This window comes from Polaromonas sp. C04, assembly GCF_002002705.1.
GTDB lineage: Bacteria > Pseudomonadota > Gammaproteobacteria > Burkholderiales > Burkholderiaceae_C > Rhodoferax_A.
Genome location: NZ_MUNS01000025.1, coordinates 98,512 through 124,282, shown reverse-complemented (window position 1 = coordinate 124,282; position 25,771 = coordinate 98,512). Strand labels below are relative to the sequence as shown.

The 25,771-nt window shown below is 65.1% G+C and carries 23 protein-coding genes; 11 read left to right on the top strand and 12 right to left on the bottom strand.

Annotation, left to right across the window (positions count from 1 at the left end):
- Nucleotides 1-28: 28 nt before the first annotated feature.
- Together B0E49_RS06905 and B0E49_RS06900 are read right to left on the bottom strand one after the other, a co-directional pair.
- Nucleotides 29-1,189, bottom strand: a complete 1,161-nt coding sequence (locus tag B0E49_RS06905) for a YbfB/YjiJ family MFS transporter (RefSeq protein WP_217349220.1) — start codon at nt 1,187-1,189, stop codon at nt 29-31.
- 19 nt (nt 1,190-1,208) lie between these two features.
- Nucleotides 1,209-1,868, bottom strand: coding sequence for an ABC transporter ATP-binding protein (locus B0E49_RS06900; RefSeq protein ID WP_286137858.1), 660 nt, complete (start codon nt 1,866-1,868; stop codon nt 1,209-1,211).
- 73 nt (nt 1,869-1,941) lie between these two features.
- On the opposite strand from B0E49_RS06900, the gene B0E49_RS06895 reads away from it, so the two are divergent.
- On the top strand, nt 1,942-3,084 hold the full coding sequence (locus B0E49_RS06895) for a zinc-binding dehydrogenase (protein WP_077561448.1): 1,143 nt from the start codon (nt 1,942-1,944) through the stop codon (nt 3,082-3,084).
- Nucleotides 3,085-3,135: 51 nt separating this feature from the next.
- Nucleotides 3,136-3,615: a VOC family protein gene (locus B0E49_RS06890; protein WP_077561447.1), complete on the top strand. Its 480-nt coding sequence runs from the start codon at nt 3,136-3,138 to the stop codon at nt 3,613-3,615.
- A 320-nt stretch (nt 3,616-3,935) separates the two neighbouring features.
- On the opposite strand, the gene B0E49_RS06885 is transcribed toward B0E49_RS06890, so the two are convergent.
- On the bottom strand, nt 3,936-5,210 hold the full coding sequence (locus tag B0E49_RS06885; protein ID WP_077561446.1) for a beta-propeller fold lactonase family protein: 1,275 nt from the start codon (nt 5,208-5,210) through the stop codon (nt 3,936-3,938).
- A gap of 70 nt (nt 5,211-5,280) precedes the next feature.
- The gene (locus tag B0E49_RS06880; RefSeq protein WP_077561445.1) at nt 5,281-5,910 is read right to left on the bottom strand and encodes an outer membrane beta-barrel protein; all 630 of its coding nucleotides are present in this window, start codon (nt 5,908-5,910) and stop codon (nt 5,281-5,283) included.
- Between the two features lie 587 nt (nt 5,911-6,497).
- Between B0E49_RS06880 and B0E49_RS06870 the strand changes: the two genes are divergently transcribed.
- Nucleotides 6,498-7,316 carry a class I SAM-dependent methyltransferase gene (locus tag B0E49_RS06870; protein ID WP_077561443.1) on the top strand — a complete coding sequence of 273 codons (819 nt, stop codon included), beginning with the start codon at nt 6,498-6,500 and terminating at the stop codon, nt 7,314-7,316.
- 78 nt (nt 7,317-7,394) lie between these two features.
- Here the strand turns inward: B0E49_RS06870 and B0E49_RS06865 are convergent, their stop codons facing one another.
- The 4 genes from B0E49_RS06865 to B0E49_RS06850 form a co-directional block, all read right to left on the bottom strand.
- Complete coding sequence (locus B0E49_RS06865) at nt 7,395-10,592, bottom strand: choice-of-anchor D domain-containing protein (RefSeq protein ID WP_077561442.1); 3,198 nt, start codon at nt 10,590-10,592, stop codon at nt 7,395-7,397.
- Nucleotides 10,593-10,794: 202 nt separating this feature from the next.
- Complete coding sequence (locus B0E49_RS06860; protein WP_077561441.1) at nt 10,795-11,289, bottom strand: HugZ family pyridoxamine 5'-phosphate oxidase; 495 nt, start codon at nt 11,287-11,289, stop codon at nt 10,795-10,797.
- Between the two features lie 33 nt (nt 11,290-11,322).
- Entirely contained in the window at nt 11,323-11,934 is a 612-nt protein-coding gene (locus B0E49_RS06855) for a methyltransferase domain-containing protein (RefSeq protein WP_077561440.1), read from the bottom strand.
- A gap of 76 nt (nt 11,935-12,010) precedes the next feature.
- Entirely contained in the window at nt 12,011-13,324 is a 1,314-nt protein-coding gene (locus tag B0E49_RS06850) for a lactonase family protein (protein ID WP_168175016.1), read from the bottom strand.
- Here B0E49_RS06850 and B0E49_RS20480 point away from each other — a divergent pair.
- A complete protein-coding gene (locus B0E49_RS20480; protein ID WP_168175015.1) occupies nt 13,317-13,472 on the top strand; it encodes a hypothetical protein in 156 nt (51 codons plus the stop codon). The two genes, B0E49_RS06850 and B0E49_RS20480, sit on opposite strands and share 8 nt — an antisense overlap.
- 98 nt (nt 13,473-13,570) lie before the next feature.
- On the opposite strand, the gene B0E49_RS06845 is transcribed toward B0E49_RS20480, so the two are convergent.
- Entirely contained in the window at nt 13,571-13,975 is a 405-nt protein-coding gene (locus tag B0E49_RS06845; protein ID WP_077561438.1) for a hypothetical protein, read from the bottom strand.
- Between the two features lie 76 nt (nt 13,976-14,051).
- On the opposite strand from B0E49_RS06845, the gene B0E49_RS06840 reads away from it, so the two are divergent.
- Entirely contained in the window at nt 14,052-16,700 is a 2,649-nt protein-coding gene (locus B0E49_RS06840) for an FtsX-like permease family protein (protein WP_077561437.1), read from the top strand.
- A gap of 24 nt (nt 16,701-16,724) precedes the next feature.
- Here B0E49_RS06840 and B0E49_RS06835 read toward each other — a convergent pair whose 3' ends face one another.
- The 3 genes from B0E49_RS06835 to B0E49_RS06825 form a co-directional block, all read right to left on the bottom strand.
- On the bottom strand, nt 16,725-17,165 hold the full coding sequence (locus B0E49_RS06835) for a CBS domain-containing protein (protein WP_077561436.1): 441 nt from the start codon (nt 17,163-17,165) through the stop codon (nt 16,725-16,727).
- Between the two features lie 84 nt (nt 17,166-17,249).
- Nucleotides 17,250-18,710, bottom strand: coding sequence for a cytochrome P450 (locus tag B0E49_RS06830; protein ID WP_286137856.1), 1,461 nt, complete (start codon nt 18,708-18,710; stop codon nt 17,250-17,252).
- A gap of 61 nt (nt 18,711-18,771) precedes the next feature.
- Complete coding sequence (locus B0E49_RS06825) at nt 18,772-19,563, bottom strand: hydroxyacylglutathione hydrolase (RefSeq protein ID WP_077561434.1); 792 nt, start codon at nt 19,561-19,563, stop codon at nt 18,772-18,774.
- A gap of 107 nt (nt 19,564-19,670) precedes the next feature.
- Between B0E49_RS06825 and B0E49_RS06820 the strand changes: the two genes are divergently transcribed.
- From B0E49_RS06820 to B0E49_RS06795, 6 genes are all read left to right on the top strand, one after another.
- The gene (locus tag B0E49_RS06820; protein ID WP_077561433.1) at nt 19,671-20,738 is read left to right on the top strand and encodes a PLP-dependent cysteine synthase family protein; all 1,068 of its coding nucleotides are present in this window, start codon (nt 19,671-19,673) and stop codon (nt 20,736-20,738) included.
- A gap of 20 nt (nt 20,739-20,758) precedes the next feature.
- Entirely contained in the window at nt 20,759-21,874 is a 1,116-nt protein-coding gene (locus B0E49_RS06815) for a lipocalin-like domain-containing protein (RefSeq protein WP_077561432.1), read from the top strand.
- Nucleotides 21,875-22,002: 128 nt separating this feature from the next.
- Nucleotides 22,003-22,779, top strand: coding sequence for an ABC transporter ATP-binding protein (locus B0E49_RS06810; protein WP_077561431.1), 777 nt, complete (start codon nt 22,003-22,005; stop codon nt 22,777-22,779).
- 61 nt (nt 22,780-22,840) lie between these two features.
- Nucleotides 22,841-23,545: an ABC transporter ATP-binding protein gene (locus tag B0E49_RS06805; protein ID WP_077561430.1), complete on the top strand. Its 705-nt coding sequence runs from the start codon at nt 22,841-22,843 to the stop codon at nt 23,543-23,545.
- Nucleotides 23,546-23,604: 59 nt separating this feature from the next.
- Entirely contained in the window at nt 23,605-24,801 is a 1,197-nt protein-coding gene (locus B0E49_RS06800; protein ID WP_077561429.1) for an ABC transporter substrate-binding protein, read from the top strand.
- Nucleotides 24,802-24,884: 83 nt separating this feature from the next.
- Nucleotides 24,885-25,769: a branched-chain amino acid ABC transporter permease gene (locus tag B0E49_RS06795; RefSeq protein WP_077561428.1), complete on the top strand. Its 885-nt coding sequence runs from the start codon at nt 24,885-24,887 to the stop codon at nt 25,767-25,769.
- The last annotated feature ends 2 nt before the right edge of the window (nt 25,770-25,771 follow it).

Sequence of the window (25,771 nt, the reverse complement as noted above, 5' to 3'; positions counted from 1 at the left end):
AGCCCTTGTGCACCGGACTTGATGCAGATCAATCCGGCTGGCGCCACAGCGCCCAGGCCCCCACCAGCAGCAACGCAACGGCCATCAGGCTGGGTCCGGCAGCGTGGCGGGCGCCGTCCGCTGCCGCGATCGCAACAACGATCGGGCCCGCCAGTTGCCCCAGTGCGAAGGCAGCGGTCATCGCGGCCATCAGCTTCGGCGCATGGGCACCGGCGATGCGCCGGGCCTCCTGCATCCCGGCCATGGTGTTCACCATGAACGTGCCGCCGACGCACACCGCCGCCACCAGCAGCGTCGCTATACCGGGGAACAGCACCGGGGCGAGCACGCCAACCGCCATGACGAGCTGGCCCAGCACCCAGACCCTGCGTGCCTGCATGCGCCTGGAACCCAGCGCAACGGCCACGGTCGACAGCGCCGCGGTCGCCCCGAACACCGGCCAGACCCAGCCAAAGACCGCCGGGTCGGCAATCACATCGCGCGCCATCGCGGGCAGGAACGTGGCCGGGATGATGTAGCCGAACCCGAAGGTGCCGTAGCAAAGTACCAGCCGCCAGCCATCCGCGCCGAGCCGGCCCGCCTGCCGCACACTGGAGGCCGCGACGGCGACGGCCGTGCGCATCGGCGCCCAGGCGATGCCCGCAACCACGATGCTGACCAGCCCCAGCAGCAGCCACACCCCGGCGGGATCGGAGCCGCCCAGCCCGGCCAGCAACACGACCCCGCCGGCCAGGCTGATGCCCACGCCAACACCGGCAAAGACCCAACCCGACCACACCGAGCGGTCATGCCTGGCGAGCGCGGGCAAGGCCCAGGCCGACACCCCCACCAGCACGTAGGCGCTGGCCACACCGGCGCCAAAGCGCAGGGCCAGCCACGCATCAAAGCCATCCGTCACGCCCATGCCAAGCGTCAACAACGCCACCGCCACCAGGCCAAAGCGCACCGCATGGCGCGGCACCGGCACGGTGATGCTGCACAGCATGGCGCCCACCAGGTAGCCGACGTAGTTGGCCCCCGCAAGCCACGCGCCCTGGCGCAGGCTCATGCCGGCATGCGCCTGCATCAGCGGCAACAGCGGTGTGAAGGCAAAGCGGCCCACGCCCATGGCCGAGGCCAACGCGGCAAAGCCGATGAGGGTGATCTTGAGTGCCGAAATCGGGTGCCGGTTTGCTGTCATCGCGCTCATGATAGGCGCGCGCTGCAGTTCACTCTTGCAGATCGATGATCGCTGCCAGCGGCACGCCCGCCGGCGCCTCGTAGTCGGCCATCACCCATGCGCGCGCGGGATGCGTGGCCGCATCCTGCAGAAGTTCCGTCACAAAGCCGATCGACGTCTTGTCGAGCGCGGCAAAGGGCTCGTCCAGCAGCGTGACGGCAGCGCCCGACGCGAACGCCGCGGCCAGCCAGACCTTGCGCTTGGACCCCGTGGACAGCATGTACATGGGCTTGTCCCGGTGCGGCGCCAGTGACAGGCCTTCCATCAACTGGCCTGCCGCCGGTTCGTCAAACCCCGGGTATTGGCGGTGCAGGGTCTTGCAGTAATCGGCCGGTGTGATCTGGTCAAACGCACTCGAGCGCGGATCGATCCAGAACACCTGCCGGTGATAGGCGCCCGGCCGATCGCCCAGGTGCACCCCATTGATTTGCAGCGTTCCAGCCTGGGCCGGCAGATCCCCCGCCAGCAAACGCAGCAGCGTGCTCTTGCCGCTGCCATCGCCGCCGCGCACCAGGGTAACCCCGGGCGGGATGCGCGTGGACCAGTCGGCGAACAGCGCGCGCTGCGGATAGCGGAAACACAGGCCATGCGCCTGCAGTACGGCGGATGGAGTAATGACGGGATGTACGATAAAGTGGCTCTCTTTCACGGTGGGAATGCGCGGCCATTGTAAAAAAACATGGACCCTATGCTAGAGTGAATTTTCATCACAGGAGTCCACCATGAGTACCCACCCAACACGCACAGGGCTTCAACTTCGCTCCCTCGTCAAGCCCAATGGTGAACTGGAAATATCACTGTTCAGCGTCGCGACCCCCGACCCCGCGCCCGACGAAGTGGTGGTGCGGATTGAAGCCACTCCCATCAACCCCTCCGACATCGGACTGCTTTTTGGCGCTGCCGACATCAGCACGGCAAAGGTGTCCGGAACGCCGGCCAGCCCGGTCGTCACAGCGCAAATTCCTGAGCGGCTGATGAAAGGCATGGCCGCCCGCCTGGGCCAGTCGCTGCCTGTAGGCAACGAGGGTGCCGGCGTGGTTGTCGCTGCGGGGTCGTCCAGCGCGGCGCAGGCGCTGCTGGGCAAGACGGTGGCCGTTCTGGGCGGGGCGATGTATGCGCAGTACCGCTGCATCCAGGCCGACCAATGCCTGGTGCTGCCAGAAGGCACGACGCCGGCCGAGGGTGCCTCCTGCTTCGTCAACCCGCTCACGTCGCTTGGCATGGTCGAGACCATGCGGCGCGAGGGCCACAAAGCCCTGGTACATACGGCGGCGGCCTCCAACCTCGGCCAGATGCTCAACAAGATCTGCATCAAGGACCAGATCGGCCTGGTGAACATCGTGCGCAAGCCCGAGCAGGCGGCGCTGCTCAAGCGCATGGGCGCCAAATATGTTTGCGACTCATCAACGCCCACGTTCATGGAAGACCTCACGCAGGCGCTGGTGGACACCGGCGCCACTATCGCCTTCGATGCCACCGGCGGCGGCAAGCTGGCCGGACAGATCCTGACCTGCATGGAGGCGGCTTTGAACCGCACCGCCAAAGAGTACAGCCGCTACGGCTCAAGCACCCACAAGCAGGTTTACCTCTACGGGGGTCTCGACACCGGCCCGACAGAGTTCAACCGAAACTTCGGCATGGCGTGGGGCATCGGTGGCTGGCTGTTGTTTCCGTTCCTGCAGCGTATCGGTCCGGCGGCCGCGCAGGCACTGCGGCAACGAGTGGCGGCGGAACTGAAGACCACCTTTGCCAGCAGCTACTCGAAGGAGATTTCCCTGGCCGAGGCGCTGCAACCAGAAGTCATCGCCGTTTACGGTCAGCGTGCTACCGGCACCAAGTACCTGATCAACCCCAACAAGGCATAACCCAAGTTTCATCGCTCGCTGCGCGTATCTGTCATGAGTTGGAGGACGAAAATGGTCAGCAAGAACACGATCTGTCTCTGGTACGACGGCACTGCCTTAGACGCCGCACAGTTCTACGCGCAGACGTTTCCGGACAGCGCCGTGGGAGCTATCAATCATGCACCTGGCGACTATCCCGCTGGCCAACAAGGCGATGTCTTGACGGTCGAATTCACCGTGATCGGCATCCCTTGCCTCGGCCTTAACGCAGGCCCCGCGTTCAGGCACAACGAGGCATTCTCGTTTCAGGTTGCGACCGACGACCAGGCCGAAACTGATCGCTTATGGAACGCGATTGTCAGCAACGGCGGCCGGGAAAGCGCATGCGGCTGGTGCAAAGACAAGTGGGGCCTGTCCTGGCAGATCACGCCACGGGCCCTCACGGACGCAATCGCCGATCCCGATCGCGCGGCAGCCAAGCGCGCCTTCGAAGCGATGATGCAGATGGGGAAAATCGATATCGCTGCTATCGAAGCGGCGCGACGGGGCTGAGGCCCACTTAGAGTTAGCTCCAGTCGGCCGAGAGCGGCTGCTATGGGTCGATTTCACTTGTCGGCAACGTAACGGTGAAATACCGCTCTCGGTCTGGAAACCGACTTCCGCATTGCAGCGAGAGCCGACCACTCTGAACGGCAGGTACCTGGAGGTCCAAGTGCGATTGCGTGGCCAGATTCGGCAGCGGTCTTAAGCGTTTGACGATTTCGTCGCGCGGCCCCTCCGCGCCAAGAAGTGGCGTGGGCGTTCCCCGGCAAGCCAGGGCATGAATTGCCCACCTTTGGCATTCGGGTTTTTTTCCGAATTCCGAAGCGCCCCTAGTTGATGGCCACCCCAGCAGGACTCGAGAACCCCGAGCCGGTGCTGGCGCAATTCGTGAGCACCCCCGTCGTGCCATTCACGCTGCACTGCGAGACTGTGTTGTTGTTTTGGTTCACCACATAGGCATAGCTGCCATTGGCGCTCAGGGCCAGCCCAAGGGGACCCGAAAACCCCGTGCCGGTGCCGGCGCAGTTCGCGAGTGCCCCCGTGGTGGCGTTCACGCTGCACTGAGTGACCGTGTCGTCGCCCAGGTTGGCCACATAGGCATAGCTGCCATTGGCGCTCAGGGCCACGCCCCAGGGAAACGAGAACGCCGAGCCGGTGCTGGCGCAGTTCGTGAGCGCCCCCGTGATGGCGTCCACGCTGCATTGTGTGACGCTGCTGCTGCCCTGGTTGGACACATAGGCATAGCGGCCATTGGCGCTCAGGGCCACACCATCGGGATTCGAGAACCCCGAGCCGGTGCTGGCGCAGTTCGAGAGCGAACCCGTGGTACTCACGCTGCATTGCGAGACCGTGCTGTTATTGTAGTTCACCACATAGGCATAACTGCCACTAGGGCTCAGGGCCGCCCCAAGGGGACCCGAGAACCCCGAGCCGGTGCTGGCGCAGCTCGCCAGTACCCCCGTCGCGGCGTCCGCGCTGCACAACGAGACCGTGTTGTTGCTGTAGTTCTCCACATAGGCATAGCTGCCATTGGTGCTCAGGGCTATCCCATAGGGTGTCGAGAACCCCGTGCCGCCGCTGTCAATACAGTTCGACAACGCCCCCGTCGTGGCGCTCACGCTGCATTGCGAGACCGTGTTGCTTTGGTTCGTCACGTACGCAAAATGCTGCGTGACACAGGACACGACCACATTGCCGACGTTGGCTGAGGTGACGGTGCCGCTGCCATTGCTCACGGTGCAGGTGGTGCGCCCTGTTGGCTCGCTGCTCACCGTGACGCTGTAAGCCGTGTTGCTTTGCTGTGCGGTGGTAAAGGTGAAGGCGCCGTTGGCGCTCACCGCGAGGGTATCGCCCCCGTCATTCTGCAGGGCCACGGTTTGTCCCGCCGTTAGGCCGGTGACGGTGCCACCAATGGTGTACGTCGGTGGCGTTGGCGTTGGCGTGGGGATCGGCGTGGGCGCAGGCGCAGTGGCCGGAGCAGAACTGGGGCTGCTCAAGTCGCTGCCGCCACCGCCGCCACAGGCGCTCAGTGCCAGGCCCAAGCTCAGACCAATGGCTGCGGCGCGCAGTGCGCTATTGAATCGTTCGGTGTTGACGCGGTGCATCTTGAGGTTTCCTTGATTCGCATCAGGGCCGCTGGCCTGCCTGCGGTTGTTGTTTGGTTGTTGCTTTTTTTTAGTAGCGCAGCATCAGCCCGGCACTGAGCACTTGCCCCGTGCTGCTGTCGCCGCCGCTGAAGCGCCCGGTCCTGCCCAGGTAGTCGTAGTCCACCGTCAGGGCCAGACGCGGCGTGAGGCTGTAGCGCAGCCCCAGCCCGCCCACCAGGGGGTACTTGACGCTGCTGGAGGAGAAGTTTTGGCTGGGCACGCTCAGCTGAAGATGGCTGTAGCCCACCCCGGCGCGCCCCACCAGCGTGAAGGACTGCGTGAGCGGATAGCTCAGGGTGGCCGCAGCGGTGGTGACATTGGTGTCGTAGTTGGCAACGCCGCTCGGGGTCGTGATGCCCACCTTGCCCAGATTGAAGTAACTCAGCTCCGCGCCCCACATCGGCGTGATCTGCAGGCCGCCCGTGACTTTCTCCGCAGTGGCCGTGCCACTGCCGTTGAGTTTGATTCCAGGATTGCCCGTATTGGCAGGGGAGTCTTGCCAGGATTGGCCCACGCCCAGTTGCAGGTAAAAGCCGGTCTTGGGGGTTTGCTGCAGCAGGCTCTGGGCCATACAGGGGGCGCTGACAAAGCACGCTCCGAGGCCAAGAGTGCCAATCGCAAGCAGTTTTTGTCCCCGCGCTCGGGCAGTAGCGTTCATGTTGTGATGATGATTAGGTTGAAAGTAGGTGTGCGTTGCGAATCACACCCTTGCGCAGTCGATGACGGCGTGCTGGGGTTGGATTATGCAGGGATTTTTGCAGGCGCCACGTGCGGCGAAGCCGCCTTGGGGGCAGGGCGCCAGTACTTGTGAGAAGCGGCACGCCGCGTCTGGACATACCCCCCGCGGCGCTGCAGCGCCTGCGCCAATCGCTGCCGCGCCACCCTGGCGACGACCGTGTCATGGCCGATGTGTTGGCGGTGGTGCCACAGGTACGATTACGAGTGACAGGTTGGGAGCAAGCAGATCGGAAAGCTGTGCAGCCACAATCAGTCATCAGTTGCCGGCTGAGAAAAATCCCGATCGGCAACTGGCACTAAGCGGCGCCGAATTGCCGGTTGACAGAGCTGGCCAGAAAGCTGTCGTTGGGTACTTCAAAGCCATTGCCCCAGATTACGGCCCCGGTCACAGGCTCCATCGGGGCCCCAGCAGACGCTTGAAGTTCGACGCAGCGGACCTTCGCAAGATCGCTGTTCAATTTGTCCCGCCGCGCCTAAGATTCCAGCAAATCCGAAAGGAGGAGTCCCATGAACAGGCCTGCATCTGATGCGCTCTTCGCCGGCTCGATCCCCGAGCTCTATGACAGCCACCTCGTGCCACTGATCTTTGAACCCTATGCCGCCGATCTGGCACAGCGTGTGGCCGCTCTCCATCCTTCCCGCGTGCTTGAGACCGCCGCCGGCACGGGCGCCGTCACCCGCGCGCTGGCGCAGGCGTTGCCCCTCCATGTCGACCTGGTGGCGACCGACCTGAATCAGCCGATGCTCGATCGTGCCGCGGCCGTCGGTACAAAGCGCCCGGTGCAGTGGCAGCAGGCGGACGCGGCGCTGCTACCGTTCGAGGACGCGAGTTTCGACGTCGTCGTTTGCCAATTCGGCGCGATGTTCTTCCCGGACAAGGCGCGCGCGTTTGCCGAAGCACGGCGCGTGCTGCGCCGTGGCGGCATGCTGTTGTTCAACGTCTGGGATCGCATCGAGGAAAACGAGTTTGCCGATACCGTCACGACGGCGCTTGCCGGCCTGTTCCCCGCGGACCCTCCACGGTTCATGGCGCGCACGCCCCACGGCTATTTCGACCGGGCAGCGATTGCACGCGACCTCGCGGCTGCGGGGTTCGACTCGGCGCCGCGCATCGAGACGATTGCAGCGCGCAGTCGCGCGGTGTCGGCGCAGGTGCCGGCCATTGCCTATTGCCAGGGAACGCTCCTGCGCAATGAGATCGAGGCGCGTTCTGGCGCCAATGTGGTGCAGGCGACAGCGGCGTGCGCCGCTGCGATCGCCGGGCGATTCAGCGCAGGCGCGGTTGACGGAAAGATCCAGGCGCATGTGGTCTGCGTCCAGCGCTGACGCGGCCGGGCATCGGGAATGGAGCGACCCATTCGGAATACTCTCCAGACCGATTTGCCACGGCACACCAGCGCCACGTCAATCCCTGAACTCTCTGGCTTCCTCCTCGCCGCAGTCCTTCTCGTCGCCATAGTCGTCACAGTCATCGCAGTCGTCGCAGCAGTCATTGCAGCAGGGGTCGCAGCGCTGCTTCTCGCAGTGCCCCTTCTTGCCATCGTCGCCGCCGTCCTTGCAGCAGCACTCCGGCGGCCAGACCGTATGGGCCAGCACCTCCAGCAGCTTGACGGGTGTTTTCGGATCATCGCTTCGGATGATGAGATCGCACGACCGGGGACACTTTTCCGCCGCCCGGTACCGGATGACCACGCTCAGGCAGGAACCCGGATGGAGATTGGCGGGGAAGGGATTGTTGATCAGCTTCCAGTGGGGGTTCTTGCGGCGGAACGCCACGCTAGAGACGTGCAGCTTGCAGTCGCCCACGTTGCACAGGGCAATCGTGCGCTCGGCGCTGCAGCAGGCCTTCACGCCGCCAAAGCAGGTCGAACCTGTGACCACGAGCCTGCCTGTCGGCGCCTCGCCGTTGACCGCGATCGAGACCGGACTCGACGGATCATTGCTCGCGATCGTCAGCGTCGCAGAGTGGGGGCCGATGCTCGTGGGTTCGAACCGGATGGGCAGCGGCAGGGAATCCCCGGGACCGATGGAGATCGGATAGGACAGCACCCTGGGCACCAGGAATTCAGCCGACGAGGACGTGATGCTGGTGACGGAAAGCACGCACCGCCCACTGTTGTTCAGGATCAGCGGCTCATCCGTGAACGATCCGACGCAGGTCCGGCTGAAAGTCCCGTTGTCGGCGATCACCGCGACCAGGCGCGGCGCCGGCGCATCGCCGCTGACCCGAATAACGCTCGGGCTGGCCGGGTCATCGCTCGTGACGGTCAGCGTCGCGGCCTTCGGCCCCAGCGATCCGGGCTCAAAACGCACCGGCAGCGCAGTGGAGTCGCCGGGTCCGATGGTGACCGGGTAGGACAGCACTTCGGGGACGAGGAAATCGGGAGACGAACTGGTCATGCCCGTCACGCTCAGTGGACAGCGCCCGCCATTGCTCAGCAGCAGAGGCTCGTCCACGAACTTGCCCACGCACACGTCGCGAAAGCGCCCGTGGTCCGCAATCGCGAGAATGAGCCGGGGTGCCGCCGTGGCGCCCGACACGGCCACCTTGTGGGGGCGCCCGACGAGACGATGACCCAGCAGATCGTTGCTGAAGATGGTCAGCGTGGCGGCGTGGGCGCCCACGCTGCCGGGCCGCAAGCGGATCACCACGTCCACCGATCCGCCGGGTTCGATCGCCAGCGGGTACGAGGCCACCGCGGGTGTCTGGAAGTCGGGCGAGGACGAGGTGATGTCCGTGACCAGGAGCAGGCTGAAGCCCGTGTTGTTGATGGTCAGAATCTCGTCGGCAAAAGAATGCAGGCAGACGTTGCCGAAGTTCCCGGCGTGCGCGATGGCGGTCACGATGATGGGCGCGGGCGCCAGGGCGGCAAGAAGCCGGAAACCTTCGATGCTGCCCCAGCCCGTGCAGGCGTCCCAGCCGGGACCCGCCGTGTAGACGGGCGCGTCGGGGGCAGGATTGCCGGATTCGCTATTCCCGAACCGTACATCGTGGCAGATCTCGGGACCGTGGGTGTAGAAGGTCGGGTTGAGGAAACCCACGTCCCGAGCCAGCCACTTCACGATGACTGCGACGAGGCCGGCGTACAGGGGCGCCACCAGGCTGGTGCCGATGAACCCGTATTGGCCGGGGCCGCCGGCGCCGGCGAAGAAAAAGCCGTTCATCGCGATCATGCCGGCGACATCCGGCACGCCGCGCCGCGCGTTGCCGTCGTTGTTCGAGATTGGCAGCACGCCCGCCGCCGTCTGGTACGCGGGCATCGGGAAGTTGTTGCATACGCCGCCGCCGGTCGCGACATAGGGAAAGCTCTGGAACGGGGACGCCAACTGGTTCGCGTCGCTCCAGACGAACTCCTGGAACTGCGTTGGCGAAGCGCTGATGTTGCCAACGATGGTGCCGCCGCAGGCAGTCACCCAGGGGTCGGCGCTTGGATAGCTGACGTGGCACTGGCCGTCGAGGACCTGATTGGCAGAGCCCCAGTCGCCAATCGCCATGAACACCGTGATACCGCGCATCGCCGCGCTGCTCAGCAGCCCCGAAATCACGTTTGCGAAGGTTCCCGCCGTCGCCGGATTGCCGGCCTGCTCGTCGCTCAGGAACGGCACCCAGCTCGCGGTCAGCACCGACGGCGGGTTGTCGCCCGCGGGTGGAAAGACCGCGCGATCGAGAAACGCCTCCCAGCCGGCCTCCGAGTCGTCGGTGAAATAGACGTTGATGTTCGCGCCCTGCGCCACCGCCGCAGCGATCGATACGTCGATGCAGCACTCGCCGACGCCGCCAGTGGGGGACGAGGTCACCGAGCCGGTGTTGTTCGTGTACCCCAGCAGGCCGATGTCGGTCAACACCGGCGGCGTGTTGTAGCCGGTCGGCAGACTGGCGATGAACGCGTTGATGTCCGAATGCAGGTACGCCGCGCCGTTGTTCGCATCCTCGAAGATGCCTATGGTCTTGCCTGCCGCGCCGGTGTTCGGAAAATCGTAGAGCCGCGCCACCGCATCCGGCGACAGGTAGTTGGCGTTCGGCGGGTCGCCGGTGCCGGTGGCGGCCGGACTGCCCATGCGCCGGTTGTCCAGGCCCAGCACCGCCGACACCCGCTCGATGAGTTCCGCCGGCAGATGCGCGGGCCCTTCGAAGCCTCGGTGCAAATGCTCGGCGATCGCGCTGCCCGGCACCTGCTTGCCGTCCTGGTCCGGAACCGGCCGCGGCGCATGGCGCCACGGCGCGCGGTACATATTCAGCGTAATCGCGAATGCTGCATTGAACTTCGCCGCCGTGCCTTCGACGACGATGCGCCTGCGCCCCGCGTCTTTCGTGCTGACATGCAACCCCTTGGAGCGGAAGTAGTCGGCGAGCGCATCGACCTCTTTCTGATCCGCGCCGTAGGCCTGCATGTACTCGTCGGACGACAGGAAGCGCCGCTGGTTCGGCGGCGTCTGCTGCCAGTGCTCGAAGTCGTGGTCGCCCGGCGCCTGCGCACGCGGTCGCAACCGCACCGTGACCGCGATCTTCTCATCGCCGTCGACCGGGCCGACGAGGACGGATCCAGGAACTTGGGGTCGCTCGCTGCCGGGCAGCGGGTTATATCCGTTAGGAACTCGCATGGCGTCTGTCCTCCCTCAAGTTGATTAAAACCAGGACGCTGGACAGGTTGAAGGCTAGTGCGCCGCTCCTTGTCATTCAAGGTATAAATGCGTTACAGAGGTGCAGATGGGTTACAGGCCCCGAGACTAACGACTGAACCTCACGCGCCGGAGCACTGAATAGGTTTCATTGCGGGGTTCCCGCAAGACGCGCCAGGGCCGGCTATGCCGGTGCTGCAGGGCTGAAGACGCGTTTGACTTCTTCTTCGCCCACATCGCGCGCCGCGCCAAACCCCGCGACGTGACGCGCTTGTGTGATGTGAACCGCAACAAAGCAGAAGTCGCCCAGTTGCGTCATGAACTCCGCCTCGGGAAACCGGGCCAGATACGCGGCCCGGCACGCATGCCACGACGCGCTGTCGGGCGCCTGGATCAACGCCTCCCCCTCCAGCGTCACGCGCGGCAGGGCATGCACCGGCTCCCCCGGCACCTCAGGCTGCATAACGAGCAGCGACACCCGGGGCCGGGCTTGCAGGTTGCGCGTGTGGGCCGCCAGGCCGCTGACGTGAATCACCAGGCAACCCAGAGCGGGCTCCAGGGCGAACGGCACCATGGAGACAAAGGCGGCGCCGTCGTCGCCTGTAGTTCCCAGTGCCGCCGTGCGCTGCGCATGCAGCAGCGTGCGCAATTCGCCGGTCAGTCTGGATTCATGAGGCATGACCAATCCTGCAAGACGTTACGTTGGCAGCACTCACCGGCGAATCAACCGCAGCGCCAACTCATGCACAAGGACCGGATGGGGCACCCTGGCGTAGGGCGGCTCGGGCCATGCCCAGTCAGGCTGCGCAAACAAGGCCCGCATGGCGTTGATGTCACAGTGATAGGGCGGCCCTTCGATCAAGCCCTCTTCGCTGGCGGCAGGACGAATCGCCTGCATGAACAGCGCCCACAGGCTGGCCTCGGGCTTCAGCCACCGCTGTAACTGCTTCGAGTATTGGAACCAATGGTCCGGGTGAATCGCGCACAGGCAGGTTTGCTCGTAAACCGCATCGAAGGCCTGCCCCGGCTGGTAGCTCAGTACATCGGCCTGAACAACTTCCGCCTTGAGGGACTCGGCGTCCAGCAGGGTCCGGGTTTTTGCGACGGCCGCCGGGGTGTAGTCGAGGCCCGTGACCTCGAAGCCGCGCCGCGCCAGTTCGGCCACCTCCCAGCCGCCGCCGCAACCCGGCACGGCAATCCGGCAGGGTTGCAACGCGCCGCTGTCCAGCCACGCCAGTAGCTGGGGATTGGGGGCACCACGGTCCCAGCGTGTTTCTTTTTTCTCGAAGCGTTCTTGCCAGAATTTCGTCGTCGGGCCGGCCATATCAAATCCTAAATCCTTTGGAACGGTTGTTGAAAGTGGCTGTCATTTTGAGGTCAAGCCCAAACAGTGGCGCCACTTACCACCCCACAACAACGATGGAGTCCGGTTTCAATCCTGTTGCCACCGGCGTTCCCAGCACAGTCAAGGCACCGCTTGCGGCATTGATGGCGTAGGCCGAAACGGTGTTGCTGCTCTGATTCACCACGTAGGCAAACTGTCCCGTAGAACCCACGGTGACGGAGTTCGGGGTCAATCCAGTCGCAAACGGCGTTCCGCTCACATGGCCCAGGGCCCCGGTCGTGGAATTGATGGCGAACGCCGAGACCGTGTTGGAGAACGCATTCGTGACATAGACAAAGCGACCTGTAGGGTCGACGACAATGGACTCCGGCGACGAGCCCGCAATAACCGGCGCCCCCACCGCGCTCAAGGCGCCGCTCGTCGCATTGAGGGTGTAAGCCGAGACTGTACCGCTGCCTTCATTGGCCACGTAGGCAAACCGGCCTGTGGGGTCCACTGCGATGGAGTAGGGATTTATCCCTGTCGCAATCGGGGAACCCACCAAGGCCAAGACGCCGGTCGCGGCATTGATCGCGTAGACCGAGATAGTGTTATCGCTCCAGTTCGCCACATAAACAAACTTGCCCGTTGGGTCCACGGTGACGAAGTGGGGGTTCAATCCCGTCATAACCGTCCCCGCCGCGGTCAAGGCGCCGGTCGCCGCATTGATCGTGAAGATCGAGACCGTGTTGTTGTCGTAATTCGTCACATAAACAAACTTCCCCGTAGGGTCGACAACAACGGAGTTGGGGGCCAAGCCTGCCAAAAACGGGGATCCGCCCACCGAGGTCAAGGCACCCGTCGCGGCGTTGATGGCGTAAGCCGAGACCGTGTTGCCGGCATTCGCCACATAGGCAAAGCGGCCCGCGGGATCCACGGCGAGGGATAAGGGAGTCAGCCCCGTTGCGACAGGCGTCCCCACCGCGTTCAAGGCGCCGGTTCCGGCATCGACGGTATAGGCCGAAACCGTGTTATCGCTCAAATTCGCCACATAGGCAAAGCGCGGCACCTTCGCAACAACGCAGTTCACCGCCACGTTGGTCACGGCGGCTGCGGCGATCGTTCCCATGCCGTTGCTGACTGTGCAGGTCTGCGTTGGTGCGCCGGGATAACTCAGGATCGTCACCGTGTAATTCGCGCCATTGGCTAGCGCGGCGGTAAAGCTGAATGGGCCGTTACCCGTGATGGTCAGATTGTTCCCGGCGTTGTTCTGCAGTACGAGGCCAGTGCCGGTCAGTCCGCTGACGGTGCCGCCGACGGTGTAGCCAGCCTGTGAGCCGCTACTACCGCCGCTGCCGCAGGAGGACAGTGTGGCAAACAGAATGCCCAAGAAGAAGGCCCGGCCAAGACAGGCGAAACAGGAATTCCGTGGGGTAGAACAAGGTTCAGATGCGCTGGGGCTTTTGAGGCTGATCTGGGGCATGGTCGCGAACCTTTGGACAATCAGGGAAGTGACGCGCGCCAATCCAGTGGCGTGAATGAATCGTAACAGGGTGCTTTTTGTGTGTCGAAAACGGAAGCAAATAATCAGTGGCCAGGCGCGACCACGCGGATTTGCGCCTAACCTTGGCCTTGATCAAGCGCTGTAACGCATTACCGTCAAAACCACGGTACCCACGGCGATGACGGCAGTCACCGCCGTGGCAACGGCCAGCCAGAGCAGGCGTACCCGGCTGGTTTCGATGCGGCTGATGAGTTGCGTGTTTTGCTCGGCCAGCGCCTTGATGAGCGCCGAGGACGCCACCATCTGGCCGTGCAGGTCGGCCGCCTCGACCTCCAGCGCGGCGATGCGCGCCTGCAGCACAGCGATCGCCTCGGGCGACGAGACGGGGTGCGACCCCGCATTGGCGAGCTCCGGCGCCACCGGCTTCTTGCCCACGGAACTCCACAGTTTCTTTGCGCCGTCAACCACCATGGGGGCCGTGCTGATGACATCCGCCCACGGGATGGTTTTCAGGGCTGCGAGCCAACCGATTGCCATGAGTGAACCTTTCCAGAGATGACGGCCCAGTGTAAGACGGGGCGGAGCGCAACAGGCGGCGGCACAATGGACGGACATGCGCGCATTGCTTTGCACCTTCTCCTGGCAGGAATTGCGCCACCACCCCTGGCGCAACGCGGCGGCCGTGGTGGCGGTGATGCTGGGCGTGGCGCTGGCGTTCTCGGTGCAGCTCATCAACGCCTCGGCCCTGAGCGAATTCTCCAGCGCGGTGCGCTCGGTCAATGGCCAGCCCGACCTGGCGCTGCGCGCGGTCCAGGGCACGTTTGACGAAACGTTGTTCGCGCGCGTGGCGCACCAGCCGCAGGTGGCCGTGGCCAGCCCGGTGCTGGAACTGGCGACTTATGCACTGAGCGCCGCCCGGCCGCCCGAAGGCGCGAGGGCCCCCTCGGGGGGCAGCGAGCCACACGCAGTGGGCAAGCGTGGGGGCGACATTACCACCGACGGCACACGGGCGCCGCTGCGCGTGGTGGGTGTGGACGCGCTCGTGGTGGCGCAGGTGGCACCGGCCCTGATGCCGGTGCCCCAGGCCAGCGCCGAACGGCGGGCGATGCTGGCGCCGGCGACGGTGTTTCTGAACCCCGCGGCGCGCCAGGTACTGCAGGCCGGCATTGGGGCGGCGCCCGCCACGCTGCAGTTGCAAAGCGGCCTGGCCCTGCACACCGTACAGGTCGCGGGCACGGTCAGCGCCGGCGGTGCGGCGCTGGCCGTGATGGACATTGCGGCGGCGCAGGAGCTGTTCGGCAAGCTCGGCCAGCTCACGCGCATCGATGTGCGGCTGCGTCCCGGCGTGGATCGTGCGGCGTTCATCCACTCGCTGCAGCTGCCCGCCGACGTCAGCGCCGGCGAACCCGGCGATGCCGGCCAGCGTGTCAGCAACCTGTCGCGCGCCTACCGCGTCAACCTGACGGTGCTGGCGCTGGTGGCGCTGTTCATCGGGGCGTTTCTGGTGTTCTCGGTGCTGTCGCTCAGTGTGGCCAAGCGCGCCCAGCAGTTTGCGCTGCTCGGTGTGCTCGGGCTCACCGGGCGCGAACGTTTGATGCTGGTGCTGGTGGAGTCCGGCGTGCTGGGGCTGCTCGGCAGCGCCGCCGGCATCGCGCTCGGCACGGGGCTGGCCGCGCTGGCGCTGCGCGTGCTGGGCGGTGACCTGGGCGGCGGCTACTTTGCCGGCGAGGCACCGGCCTTGCAGTGGAGTGGCGCGGCGGCACTGACCTACGGCGGGCTCGGCGTGCTGGCCGCGCTGGTCGGCGCCTGGTGGCCGGCGCGCGCCGCCCAGAAGCTGCCGCCGGCGCAAACCCTCAAGGGCCTGAGCGCGGCACCGGGCGGCGCCACCGCGCACTGGCCAAGTCTCATTTTGATAGCCGCTGGCGCCCTTCTGGCCTGGGCTCCGCCGGTGTTTGGCATCCCATTGGCGGCGTATCTGTCGGTGGCGCTGCTGCTGGTGGGCGGCATCACCGCCCTGCCCTGGCTGGTGGCCTTGCTGTACGACCGGCTCGCCCCGCGGGTCGCGCGCCACCTGCTGCCACTGCTGGCGGTCGAGCGCGCGCGCCGCGTGCGCGAGAGCGCCGCCGTGGCCGTCAGCGGCGTGGTGGCGGCGCTGAGCCTCGCTGTGGCGCTGACGGTGATGGTGGGCAGTTTTCGGGGCTCCGTCATGCACTGGCTCGACGTGGTGCTGCCGGCTGAGCTGTACGTGCGCAGCGCCACCGCCGGCAGTGCCAGCGATACGGCGTATTTCACGCCCGAGTTTGTGCAGGCCGTGGCGCGCCTGCCTGGCGTGCAGCGCGTCGGCACGCTGCGCAGCAGCCCCTTGCAGCTGGCGCCCGGCCAACCGGCGCTGGCGCTGATCGCGCGCGATCTGGGCGACGCGGCGCGCAACCTGCCCCTGCTGGCGCCCCCCCTGCCGGTGCCGCCGGGGCAAGTGGCGATCTACGTGAGCGAGGCGGTGGTGGACCTGTATGGCGCACGCCCGGGCGCCGTGTTTGCTCCTTTATCTGAATCATTTCGGGCCGTAGCCCTTGATGGACGTGCGCAATCAGCTACTTTTTTTGTAGCGGGCGTGTGGCGCGACTACGCCCGCCAGTTTGGCGCCATCGCGCTCGACCGGCGCGATTTCGACCGGCTCACGGGCGACCGGCGCGTCAACGACCTGGCGCTCTGGCTGCAAGCCGGCACCGACGCCGCCAAGGTGCAGCAGGCCATCCGCGACGTGGCCGAGCAGCAGCAGTCGGGCGCGGGCGCGCTGATCGACTTTGCCTCGGTCGGCGAGATTCGCGCCAGCTCGCTCAGGATTTTCGACCGCAGCTTTGCCGTGACCTACTGGCTGCAGGCCGTGGCGATTGCCATTGGCCTGTTCGGCGTGGCAGCCTCCTTCGGCGCGCAGGTGCTGGCGCGGCGCCGCGAGTTCGGCCTGTTGGCGCACCTGGGCCTCACGCGCCGGCAGATTCTGGCGGTGGTGGCCGGCGAAGGCGCGGCCTGGACGCTGATTGGCGCCATCGCCGGGCTCGCGCTGGGCCTGGCCGTGTCGGTGGTGCTGGTGCATGTGGTGAATCCGCAAAGCTTTCACTGGACCATGGATTTGCAGGTGCCGTGGCTGCGGCTGCTGGCGCTGTGCGCAGCCGTGGTGCTGGCAGGCACGGCCACGGCGTGGCTCGCGGGGCGCGCCGCGGCCGGACACGATGCGGTGCTGGCGGTGAAGGAAGATTGGTAAGCAAAGGCGCCGGCGGCCGCGCCATCAGCCCCGCACACCCGCGATGTAGTGTTCGAGCTGCTCGATGATAAAGCCCTGCTCGGAGATGATGTCCTTCACCAGATCGCCGATGGACACCACGCCGACCAGCCGGCCGTTGTCCATGACGGGCAGGTGGCGCAGGCGTTTGTCGGTCATCAGCGCCATGCATTCCTCATTGCTATGGGATGGGGGCACATACTGCACCGGAAAAGTCATGATGTCGCGCACCGCCGTTTGCCGGGGCGAGCGATCCAAGAGCAGCATCTTGCGCGTGCAGTCGCGTTCGCTGAGGATGCCGACAAACGCCTCGCCCTCCAGCACCACCAGCGCGCCGATGTTTTTCTCCGCCATCAGCGCGACCGCATCGAGCACCGACGCAGAAGACCTCACGGTGTAGACCGCCTGATCAGGTTTCGACTTGAGAATTTGCGCGATGTCTTTCATGGCTTCCCGCCCGATGCTCACTCGATTCATTCTAGATGTCGCACCGTCTGTATTCAAACCCTTTCTCAAGCCCCCAGGCGATGTTTAACGGCGCTCGCGCAGACGCATGCGCAGCCCCACCGGGCCCATGCTGAACGCCAACTTCTCGGGCACGTCGGCACCGCTCGATGAGTCCACGCTGTCGATGTCAAAACTGGACAGCAGCATCGCCGCGGCCATCTTGATCTCTAGCAGCGCCAGATAGCGCCCCGGACAGACGCGCGGACCGGCACCAAACGGCATGGACACGCGCTTGGCCGAACTGGCGGCCTGGGCCGGCCCGCCGTCGCCGAGCCAGCGTTCGGGCAGGAAGTCGTTCGGGTGGGGAAAGTGGCGATCCAGCAGGCTGTCGTGGCGCATCAGTCCCAACACGACGGTGTCGGCGGGAATCTCGACATCCGCAAGGGTGGTCGCGCGCACCGCCTGCACGGCCAGCAGCGGCGCCACCGGCTTGAGCCGCATGGTTTCGTGCGCGCAGGCTTCCAGGTAGTCGAGCCGGGCCATGCGCTCAGGGGTGAATTGCGAGGGCTCGCCGGCGATGCGGCGCACTTCTTCCCGGGCGCGCTGCAGCGCTGGCGGGTTGCGGTGCAGCAGATGGATCATCCAGGCCAGCGTGTTGGCGGTGGTGTCCTCGCCCGCGAGCAGCATCACCAGCACGTTGCCGGCCACGTCGTGATCGTTCATGCCGCTGCCGCCCGCGTCGGCGGCGTTGATCATCGCCTCGAGCAGATTGCCGGGGTGCTCGCGCAGCGAAGGATCGGCCTCGATGCGGCTGCGTGCCTGGGCGATGAAGCCGCGAATGGCCGCTTTAACCTCGGTCACGCTGCGGTCCAGCGCACGGTCGGCCGGCAGCCGCAGGTAGCGCCAGTACGGCAGCATCGACAGGGTGCGTTTGAACAGGGCCGGGAAGATTTTGTTCAGGTGCTGCTGAATCACGTCCTCGTCGCTGGACAGGGTGTTGACATCGGCGCCGAAGGCCAGTCCGGCAATGGCATCCACCGTGAAGCGCATGAGGTCCGCCTGCAGGTCGATAGTGGCGCCCGAGCGGGCCGCTGTTTGCCAGCGGGTTTGCAGGCGCCGCGTCACCTTCAGCAGGGACGGGAAATACGCCTTGATATGCCCCGGGTCCAGGCCGGCCATGACCATGCGCCGCTGGCGCCGCCAGACATCGTCGTTGGCGAAGAAGAGTCCTTCGTCAAAACCCATTTCACGGGTGATGCGGCCCCCGAGCAGCGGCCGCCTGAAGCGCTCGGGACGCTCGCGCAGGGCGGCGCCCATGAGTTCGTGATCGGCCATGACGAGGAACTTTCGCCGGCCCAGCTGGACGCGGAAAAGCGGCCCGTAGGTTTTGCTCCAAGCCTCGAACTGCTGGTGCATGCGGGCGGGACGAATCTGCAAGGCATTGCCGAGCACCGGCAGGCCGTGCGGGCCCGGCAAATCGTCGAGCCGGCGCAAGGCGGGAGGTGGCACGCCGGACGCCGGCATCAGGCGGGTCTCAGGTTCCATGCAGCTTCCCGTGGGTAAAGAGGGTGATTGGCAATTGAATTGAACAGGCGCCGGTACCCGCTCACCAGCTATTGCGCAGCTCGCGCAGCTTCGTGAACACCGTTTTGGCGTCGGGCTGTTCGGGCAGGTCCGGAAAGCTCTCGCGCAGCCGGGCGATCAGGCCGGGGCTGGCGAGGCGCAGGAAGGTGTTGAACTGCTTTTCGTCCTTGAGCGTCGTCACCGCAGATTGCGCCGGGTCGTGGTCGGTCACGCTGGGCAGCAGGGCTTGGGCGGCGGCATTGTCGGGCTCGCGCGCGAGGGTGAATTTCAGGTTGTTCTCGATGTAGTCATGCCCCGGATAGATCTGTGTGTTGTCGGGCAGCCGCGCCAGTTGCTCCACGAAGGTCGCATACAGCGCGCCCACGTCGCCGCCGTTGTGCACATTGCCGGCACCGGCGTTGAACAGCGTGTCCCCAGAGAACAGCGCGGGCTGGTCGGTGTGCGAGCGCAGGCAGATGTGGCACATGGTGTGGCCGGGCGTGTCCAGGCATTCGAGCTCGACGGTCTTGCCGACCTTGATCACGTCGCCGGCCTGCACGCCCCGGTCCACGCCCGCAATGCGCGCACCGGCCTTGTGGTGCGCGATCAGCTTGGCGCCGGTGGCCGCGATCACGGCGGCGTTGCCGCCCGTGTGGTCGTGGTGTTCGTGGGTGTTCAGGACCTGGGTGATCTGCCAGCCCCGCACCTTGGCGGTGGCCAGCGTCTTTTCATGGTCGAGCGGGTCGATCGCGAGCGCCTCGCCGGTTTCGGGACAGGCGATCAGATAGTTGAAATTGCGGTAGGCATTACCGGTCCAGATACGTTCGTTGATCATAGGATGCTCCTGAGGCTTGCTGGCGGAAATACCCGATTGTAGGAACAGGCAGCCGGTTTGCGCCTTCAAGGCGCAGGCAGCAGCACCCTTCCTGCGAGAATCCGCACATGACCACGCCATCCCACGTCAACGACTCCTGGCTCAGCAGCGCCATCGCCCGCATCGAGGCCGACTTTCAGCGCAGTGCCGACACGCACCTGATTCCGCTGGCGCTGCCAAAGTTCAATGCCAGTGGCATCGATTTTTATCTGAAGGACGAATCCACTCACCCGACGGGCAGTCTCAAGCACCGGCTGGCACGTTCGCTGTTTTTGTATGCGCTGTGCAATGGCTGGATTGGGGAAGGCTCGACCATTGTGGAAGCGTCCAGCGGCTCCACCGCCGTGAGCGAAGCCTACTTTGCGCGGCTGCTGGGCCTGCCGTTCATCGCCGTCATGACGCGCGGCACCTCGCCCGAGAAGGTTGCGCAGATCGAGTTCCACGGCGGTCGCTGCCATTGGGTCGACAGCGCCGGCCAGGTCTATGAAGAAGCCCGGACACTGGCGCTGCAGACCGGTGGCCACTACATGGACCAGTTCACCTATGCCGAGCGCGCCACCGACTGGCGCGGCAACAACAACATTGCCGAGAGCATGTTCACGCAGATGGCGCGCGAACGCCACCCGGTGCCGGCCTGGATCGTGGTGGGCGCCGGCACCGGCGGCACCAGCGCCACGATTGGCCGCTATGTGCGCTACCAGCGCCATGCCACGCAGCTGTGCGTGGCCGATCCTGCGGGCTCGGTGTTCAGCGCCTATCACCGCACCGGCGACGCGAGCCTGACTGCCGTGGGCTCGCGCATCGAAGGCATCGGCCGCCCGCGGGTCGAACCCAGCTTTGTGCGCACGCTGGTGGATCGCATGATGGAGGTGCCTGACTTTGATTCCATCGCCGCCATGCGAACGCTGTCCAACCTGCTTGGGCGCAAGGTGGGCCCCTCCACCGGCACCAATTTTGTCGGCATGGTGACGCTGGCCTGCGAGATGCGGGCGGCCGGACAGCAAGGCGCCATCCTGTCCTTGTTGTGCGACTCGGGCGAGCGCTATCTGCCCAGTTACCACAACCCGGAATGGGTCCAGGACACGATGGGTGACTGCGTTGACGCCCAACGGCGTATGGACGCCTTGCTGAGCTGATTTGCCGGCAGGCGTTTGACATGACTTCGCGCACCGACCGCCCTTTCAACCCGTTGCGGCGCCGCCTGCTGGCGACGGGGTTGACGGGACTGGCCGGCCTGTCGGGTGCGCGGCAGGTGAGTGCCCTGCCCCCACCAATGGTCTTCCCGCGCGACTACGGCAGCCATCCCGACTTCCGCACCGAGTGGTGGTACATCACGGGCTATGCCAACGCGGCGGATCCAGCAGGCCCGCGCGAATTCGGCTTCCAGCTCACCTTCTTTCGCTCGCGCGTGGCGGCAACGCAGGACATGAAGTCGGCGTTCGCCGCCAAACAGCTGATCTTTGCCCATGCGGCGCTGACCGATGTGCGCGGCAAGAAACTCGTACACGACCAGCGCATCGCCAGGTCGTCGGGTGCCGCCGGGTTCGACCTGGCCTCGGCCAGTGAAAGCGACACCGCGATCACCCTGCGCGACTGGTCCCTGGTGCACGAGGGGCGCCGCTACAGCGCCACGCTGCCCGCCACCGGCTTCGGCCTGGACCTGCAGTTCAGCGAAACCCAGGCCGTACTGTTGCAGGGGGACCGGGGTCTGTCGCGCAAGGGGCCGCAGCCCGCGCAAGTCAGCCACTACTACAGTCAGCCGCAGCTGGCCGTGCGCGGGACCCTGCGCCTGGACAAGCGGCCGTTCACCATTGCCAGCGGCGGCGCCTGGCTCGATCATGAGTGGAGCGATGAGCTGCTGGACCCGCAGGCCACCGGCTGGGACTGGATCGGCATGAATCTGGATGACGGCGGCGCGCTCACCGCTTTTCGCGTGCGCGACAAGGCCGGTAACGCGCTGTGGGACGGCGGCTCGTATCGCTCCGCCGCGGGCGATCTGCGCAACTTCCGCCGCGGCGAGGTCACTTTCAGCCCACAGCGGCGCTGGAAAAGCCCTTCGACCCAAACTGTCTATCCGGTGCGATGGAGTGTGCTCACACCCACCGGGGCCTACACGGTAGGCGCCGTCATCGACAACCAGGAACTCGACAGCCGCGCCTCCACCGGCGCCATTTACTGGGAAGGCCTGAGCGATTTGTTCGACGGCGGCGGGCGGCGCATCGGGCGCGGCTATCTGGAGATGACGGGCTATGCGCAGCCCCTGCGGCTATGAGTCCACCCTAAGCGTTTTACCCTATTCCGCAGCGCACCACAGGTCACTAGGATTGCAAGTCTTGTCAAGGTGGCGCTTACGCAGCTGTATGCCCACTCCCCATCATTGCAGAGCAGCCGGAGAATTATTTGTCAGCGGAGTTCATTCTCGAGACACAGGGGTTGACCAAGGAATTCAAGGGCTTCGTTGCCGTCAGCGACGTCGATCTCAAGGTGCAGCGCGGTCATATCCACGCGCTGATCGGTCCGAACGGCGCCGGCAAGACCACTTTCTTCAACCTGCTGACCAAGTTTCTCAACCCCACCTCGGGCCGCATCGTCTACAACGACATCGACATCACTGCCGAGCAGCCCGCACAAACGGCACGCCGCGGCATCGTGCGCTCGTTCCAGATCTCGGCGGTGTTTCCGCACATGACGGTGCTGGAGAACGTACGCGCGGCATTGCAGCGCAGCCTGGGCACTTCGTTCCATTTCTGGAAGGCCGAGAAAACCCTGTTCCCGCTGCATGAGCGGGCACGCCAGCTGCTGGCCGAGGTCGACCTGGAGAGCTTCGCCGACACCATGACGGTGGAGCTCCCCTATGGGCGCAAGCGCGCCCTGGAGCTGGCCACCACGCTGGCACTGGAGCCCGAACTCATGCTGCTGGACGAGCCCACCCAGGGCATGGGCCACGAAGACGTCGACCGGGTGACGCAACTGATCAAGAAAGTGTCCGCCGGACGCACCATTCTGATGGTCGAGCACAACATGAACGTGGTGTCGTCGATAGCGAACCGCATCACGGTGCTGCAACGCGGCGCCATCATTGCCGACGGCCCGTATGCCGAGGTATCGAAAAATCCGCTGGTGATCGAGGCCTACATGGGCACCACCGACACGGCCCTGCAGGGAGCGCACGCATGAGCGCCGCGCCGGGCCGCCCCAAGCAAGCCCGCACCGCAATGCGCAGCATGGAGGTTACTCAATGACCACCGAGCTGCTGCGCATCGCGGGCCTGAACGCCTGGTATGGCGAATCGCACATCCTGCACGGCGTGGACCTCGCGGTGAGCCAGGGCGAAGTCGTGACGCTGCTCGGGCGCAATGGCGCGGGGCGCACCACCACGATGCGCGCCATCGTCGGCCTCACGGGCTCGCGCACCGGCTCCATCCAGGTGGCCGGACAGGAAACCATCAAGCTGGCGCCGCACCGCATTGCCCGGCTGGGTGTCGGCTATTGCCCGGAAGAGCGCGGCATCTTCGCCAGCCTGTCCGCCGAAGAAAACCTGATGCTGCCGCCCGCGGTGGCCCCCGGCGGCATGAGCGTGGACGAAATCTACGCGATGTTTCCGAACCTGAAGGAACGTGCCAATAGCCCCGGAACCCGTCTGTCGGGCGGCGAACAGCAAATGCTGGCGGTAGCGCGAATTCTGCGCACCGGTGCACGCCTGCTGCTGCTGGACGAGATCTCGGAAGGCCTGGCTCCGGTCATCGTGCAAAAGCTCGCCGAGATGATTCTGACCCTCAAGGCCAAGGGCTACACCATCGTGCTGGTCGAGCAGAATTTTCGCTTCGCGGCGCCGCTGGCCGACCGCTTCTACATCATGGAACACGGGCGCATCGTGCGCCAGTTCAAGCAGGCCGAACTCGAGCAGAACATGGGGATGCTGCAGGAGTACCTCGGGGTCTAGGCGCCCTGCTGAATCGCCTCAATTTCGCGTTTTATTTCCACGTCAACCAGGAGTCAACCATGAAACTTAAAACTCTCGTCGCAGCGATCGCCATCGGGCTCGGCAGCATGGCCGTGCAGGCGCAGGGCACCGGTCCGATCAAGATCGGCATGATCACGGACATGTCCGGCATCTATGCCGACATCGACGGTCCCGCGGGTGTCGAAATGGTCAAGTGGGCCGTGCAGGACTTTGGCGGCAAGGTGCTGGGCCGCCCAATCGAAGTATTGTCGGCGGACCATCAGAACAAGCCGGACATCGGCAGCTCTACGGCGCGCGAGTGGGCCGACAAGGATCATCTGGCGATGCTGGTGGGCGGCACCAATTCGGGCGTGAACCTGGCCATGGCCAAGGTCGCCGCCGAGAAAAAAATCCCGCTCCTCGCCATCGGCCCCGGCTCTGCGCGCCTGACCAACGAGGATTGCACGCCCTACACCGTCCATTACGCCTACGACACCGTGGCGCTGGCCAAGGTCGCGGGCTCCGCGCTGGTCAAGCAGGGCTACAAGAACTGGTTTTTCCTGACGGCTGACTACGCCTTCGGCAAATCGCTGCAGGCCGATGCGACGACCGTGATCAAGGCCAACGGCGGCACGGTGGCGGGCTCGGTGCTGGCGCCGCTGGGTGCGTCCGATTTCTCATCCTTCCTGTTGCAGGCACAGTCTTCCAAGGCACAGATTCTGGCGATGGCCAACGCCGGCGGCGACTTCATCAACGCCATGAAGGCAGCCAAGGAATTCGGCATTGACAAGACCATGAAAATCGCCGGCCTGCTGGTGTTCATCAACGACGTGCACAGTCTGGGCCTGAACGCGACGGCCGGCCTGCAACTGGCCGACAGCTGGTACTGGAACCAGGACGACGCCTCACGCAAGTTTGCGCACCGCTTCTTCGACAAATACAAACGCATGCCCAGCAGCCTGCAGGCCGCCGACTATTCGGTGACGACGACCTGGCTGAAGGCGGTGCAGAAGGCCGGCACCACCGAAGGCGACAAGGTGATGGCCACGCTCAAGAGCATGAAGATCGACGACTTCTACAACAAGGGCCATATCCGCGCCGACGGCCGCATGATCCACGACATGTACCTGTTCCAGGTGAAGACCGCCAAGGAATCCACGACACCCTGGGACTACTACAAGCTGGTCGCCACGGTTCCCGGAGACCAGGCATTCACGACCGTGGCCGAGTCCAAGTGCTCACTGCTGAAGAAGTAAAACACAAATCAAAGCTCCTTTCTGCCGGCCATCAATGGGATGGCCGGCAGCGTGTTGGGCTCATGGTCATTTGACGGGTATTCATGGAAATTTTCGGCATTCCCCTGCAAGCCTTCCTCGGCCAGCTGTTGCTGGGGCTGGTCAATGGCGCGTTCTATGCCATGCTCAGCCTGGGGCTGGCCGTCATCTTCGGCCTGCTCGGCATCATCAACTTTGCCCACGGCGCGCTCTATATGGTGGGCGCCTACGCGGGCTGGATCCTGCTCAACTCGTTCGGCGTCAACTACTGGTTTGCGCTGGTGCTCGCCCCGTTGGCCGTGGGAATACTCGGCATCGTGATTGAACGGCTTTTCCTGCGGCACCTGTACAAGCTCGACCCGCTGTACGGCCTGCTACTGACGTTTGGCCTGGCACAGATCATGGAAGGCATCTTCCGCTACCAGTTCGGTGTATCGGGCGAGTCCTACCCGGTTCCCGATGCACTGGCGGGGGCCACCAACCTCGGCTTCATGGTGCTGCCCAACTATCGCGCGTGGGTGGTGCTGGCGTCGCTGGTGGTTTGCCTGGGCACCTGGTTCCTGATCGAGCGCACGCGGCTCGGCGCCTACCTGCGCGCCGGCACGGAAAACGCGCCGCTGGTGCAGGCCTTTGGTGTGAATGTGCCGCTGATGGTGCTGCTGACCTTTGGCGGTGGCTCGGCATTGGCCGCACTGGCCGGTGTGCTGGCGTCGCCCATCATCCAGGTCACCCCGCTGATGGGCTCGAACCTGATCATCGTGGTGTTTGCCGTGGTGGTGATTGGCGGCATGGGCTCGATCCTGGGGTCCATCATCAGCGGCTTGGGGTTGGGCGTGATTGAAGGATTCACACGCGTGTTCTACCCCGAGGCATCGAATGTCATCGTGTTCGTCGTGATGGTGATCGTGCTGGTGCTGCGCCCAGCCGGCCTGTTCGGCAAGGAGGCCTGAGC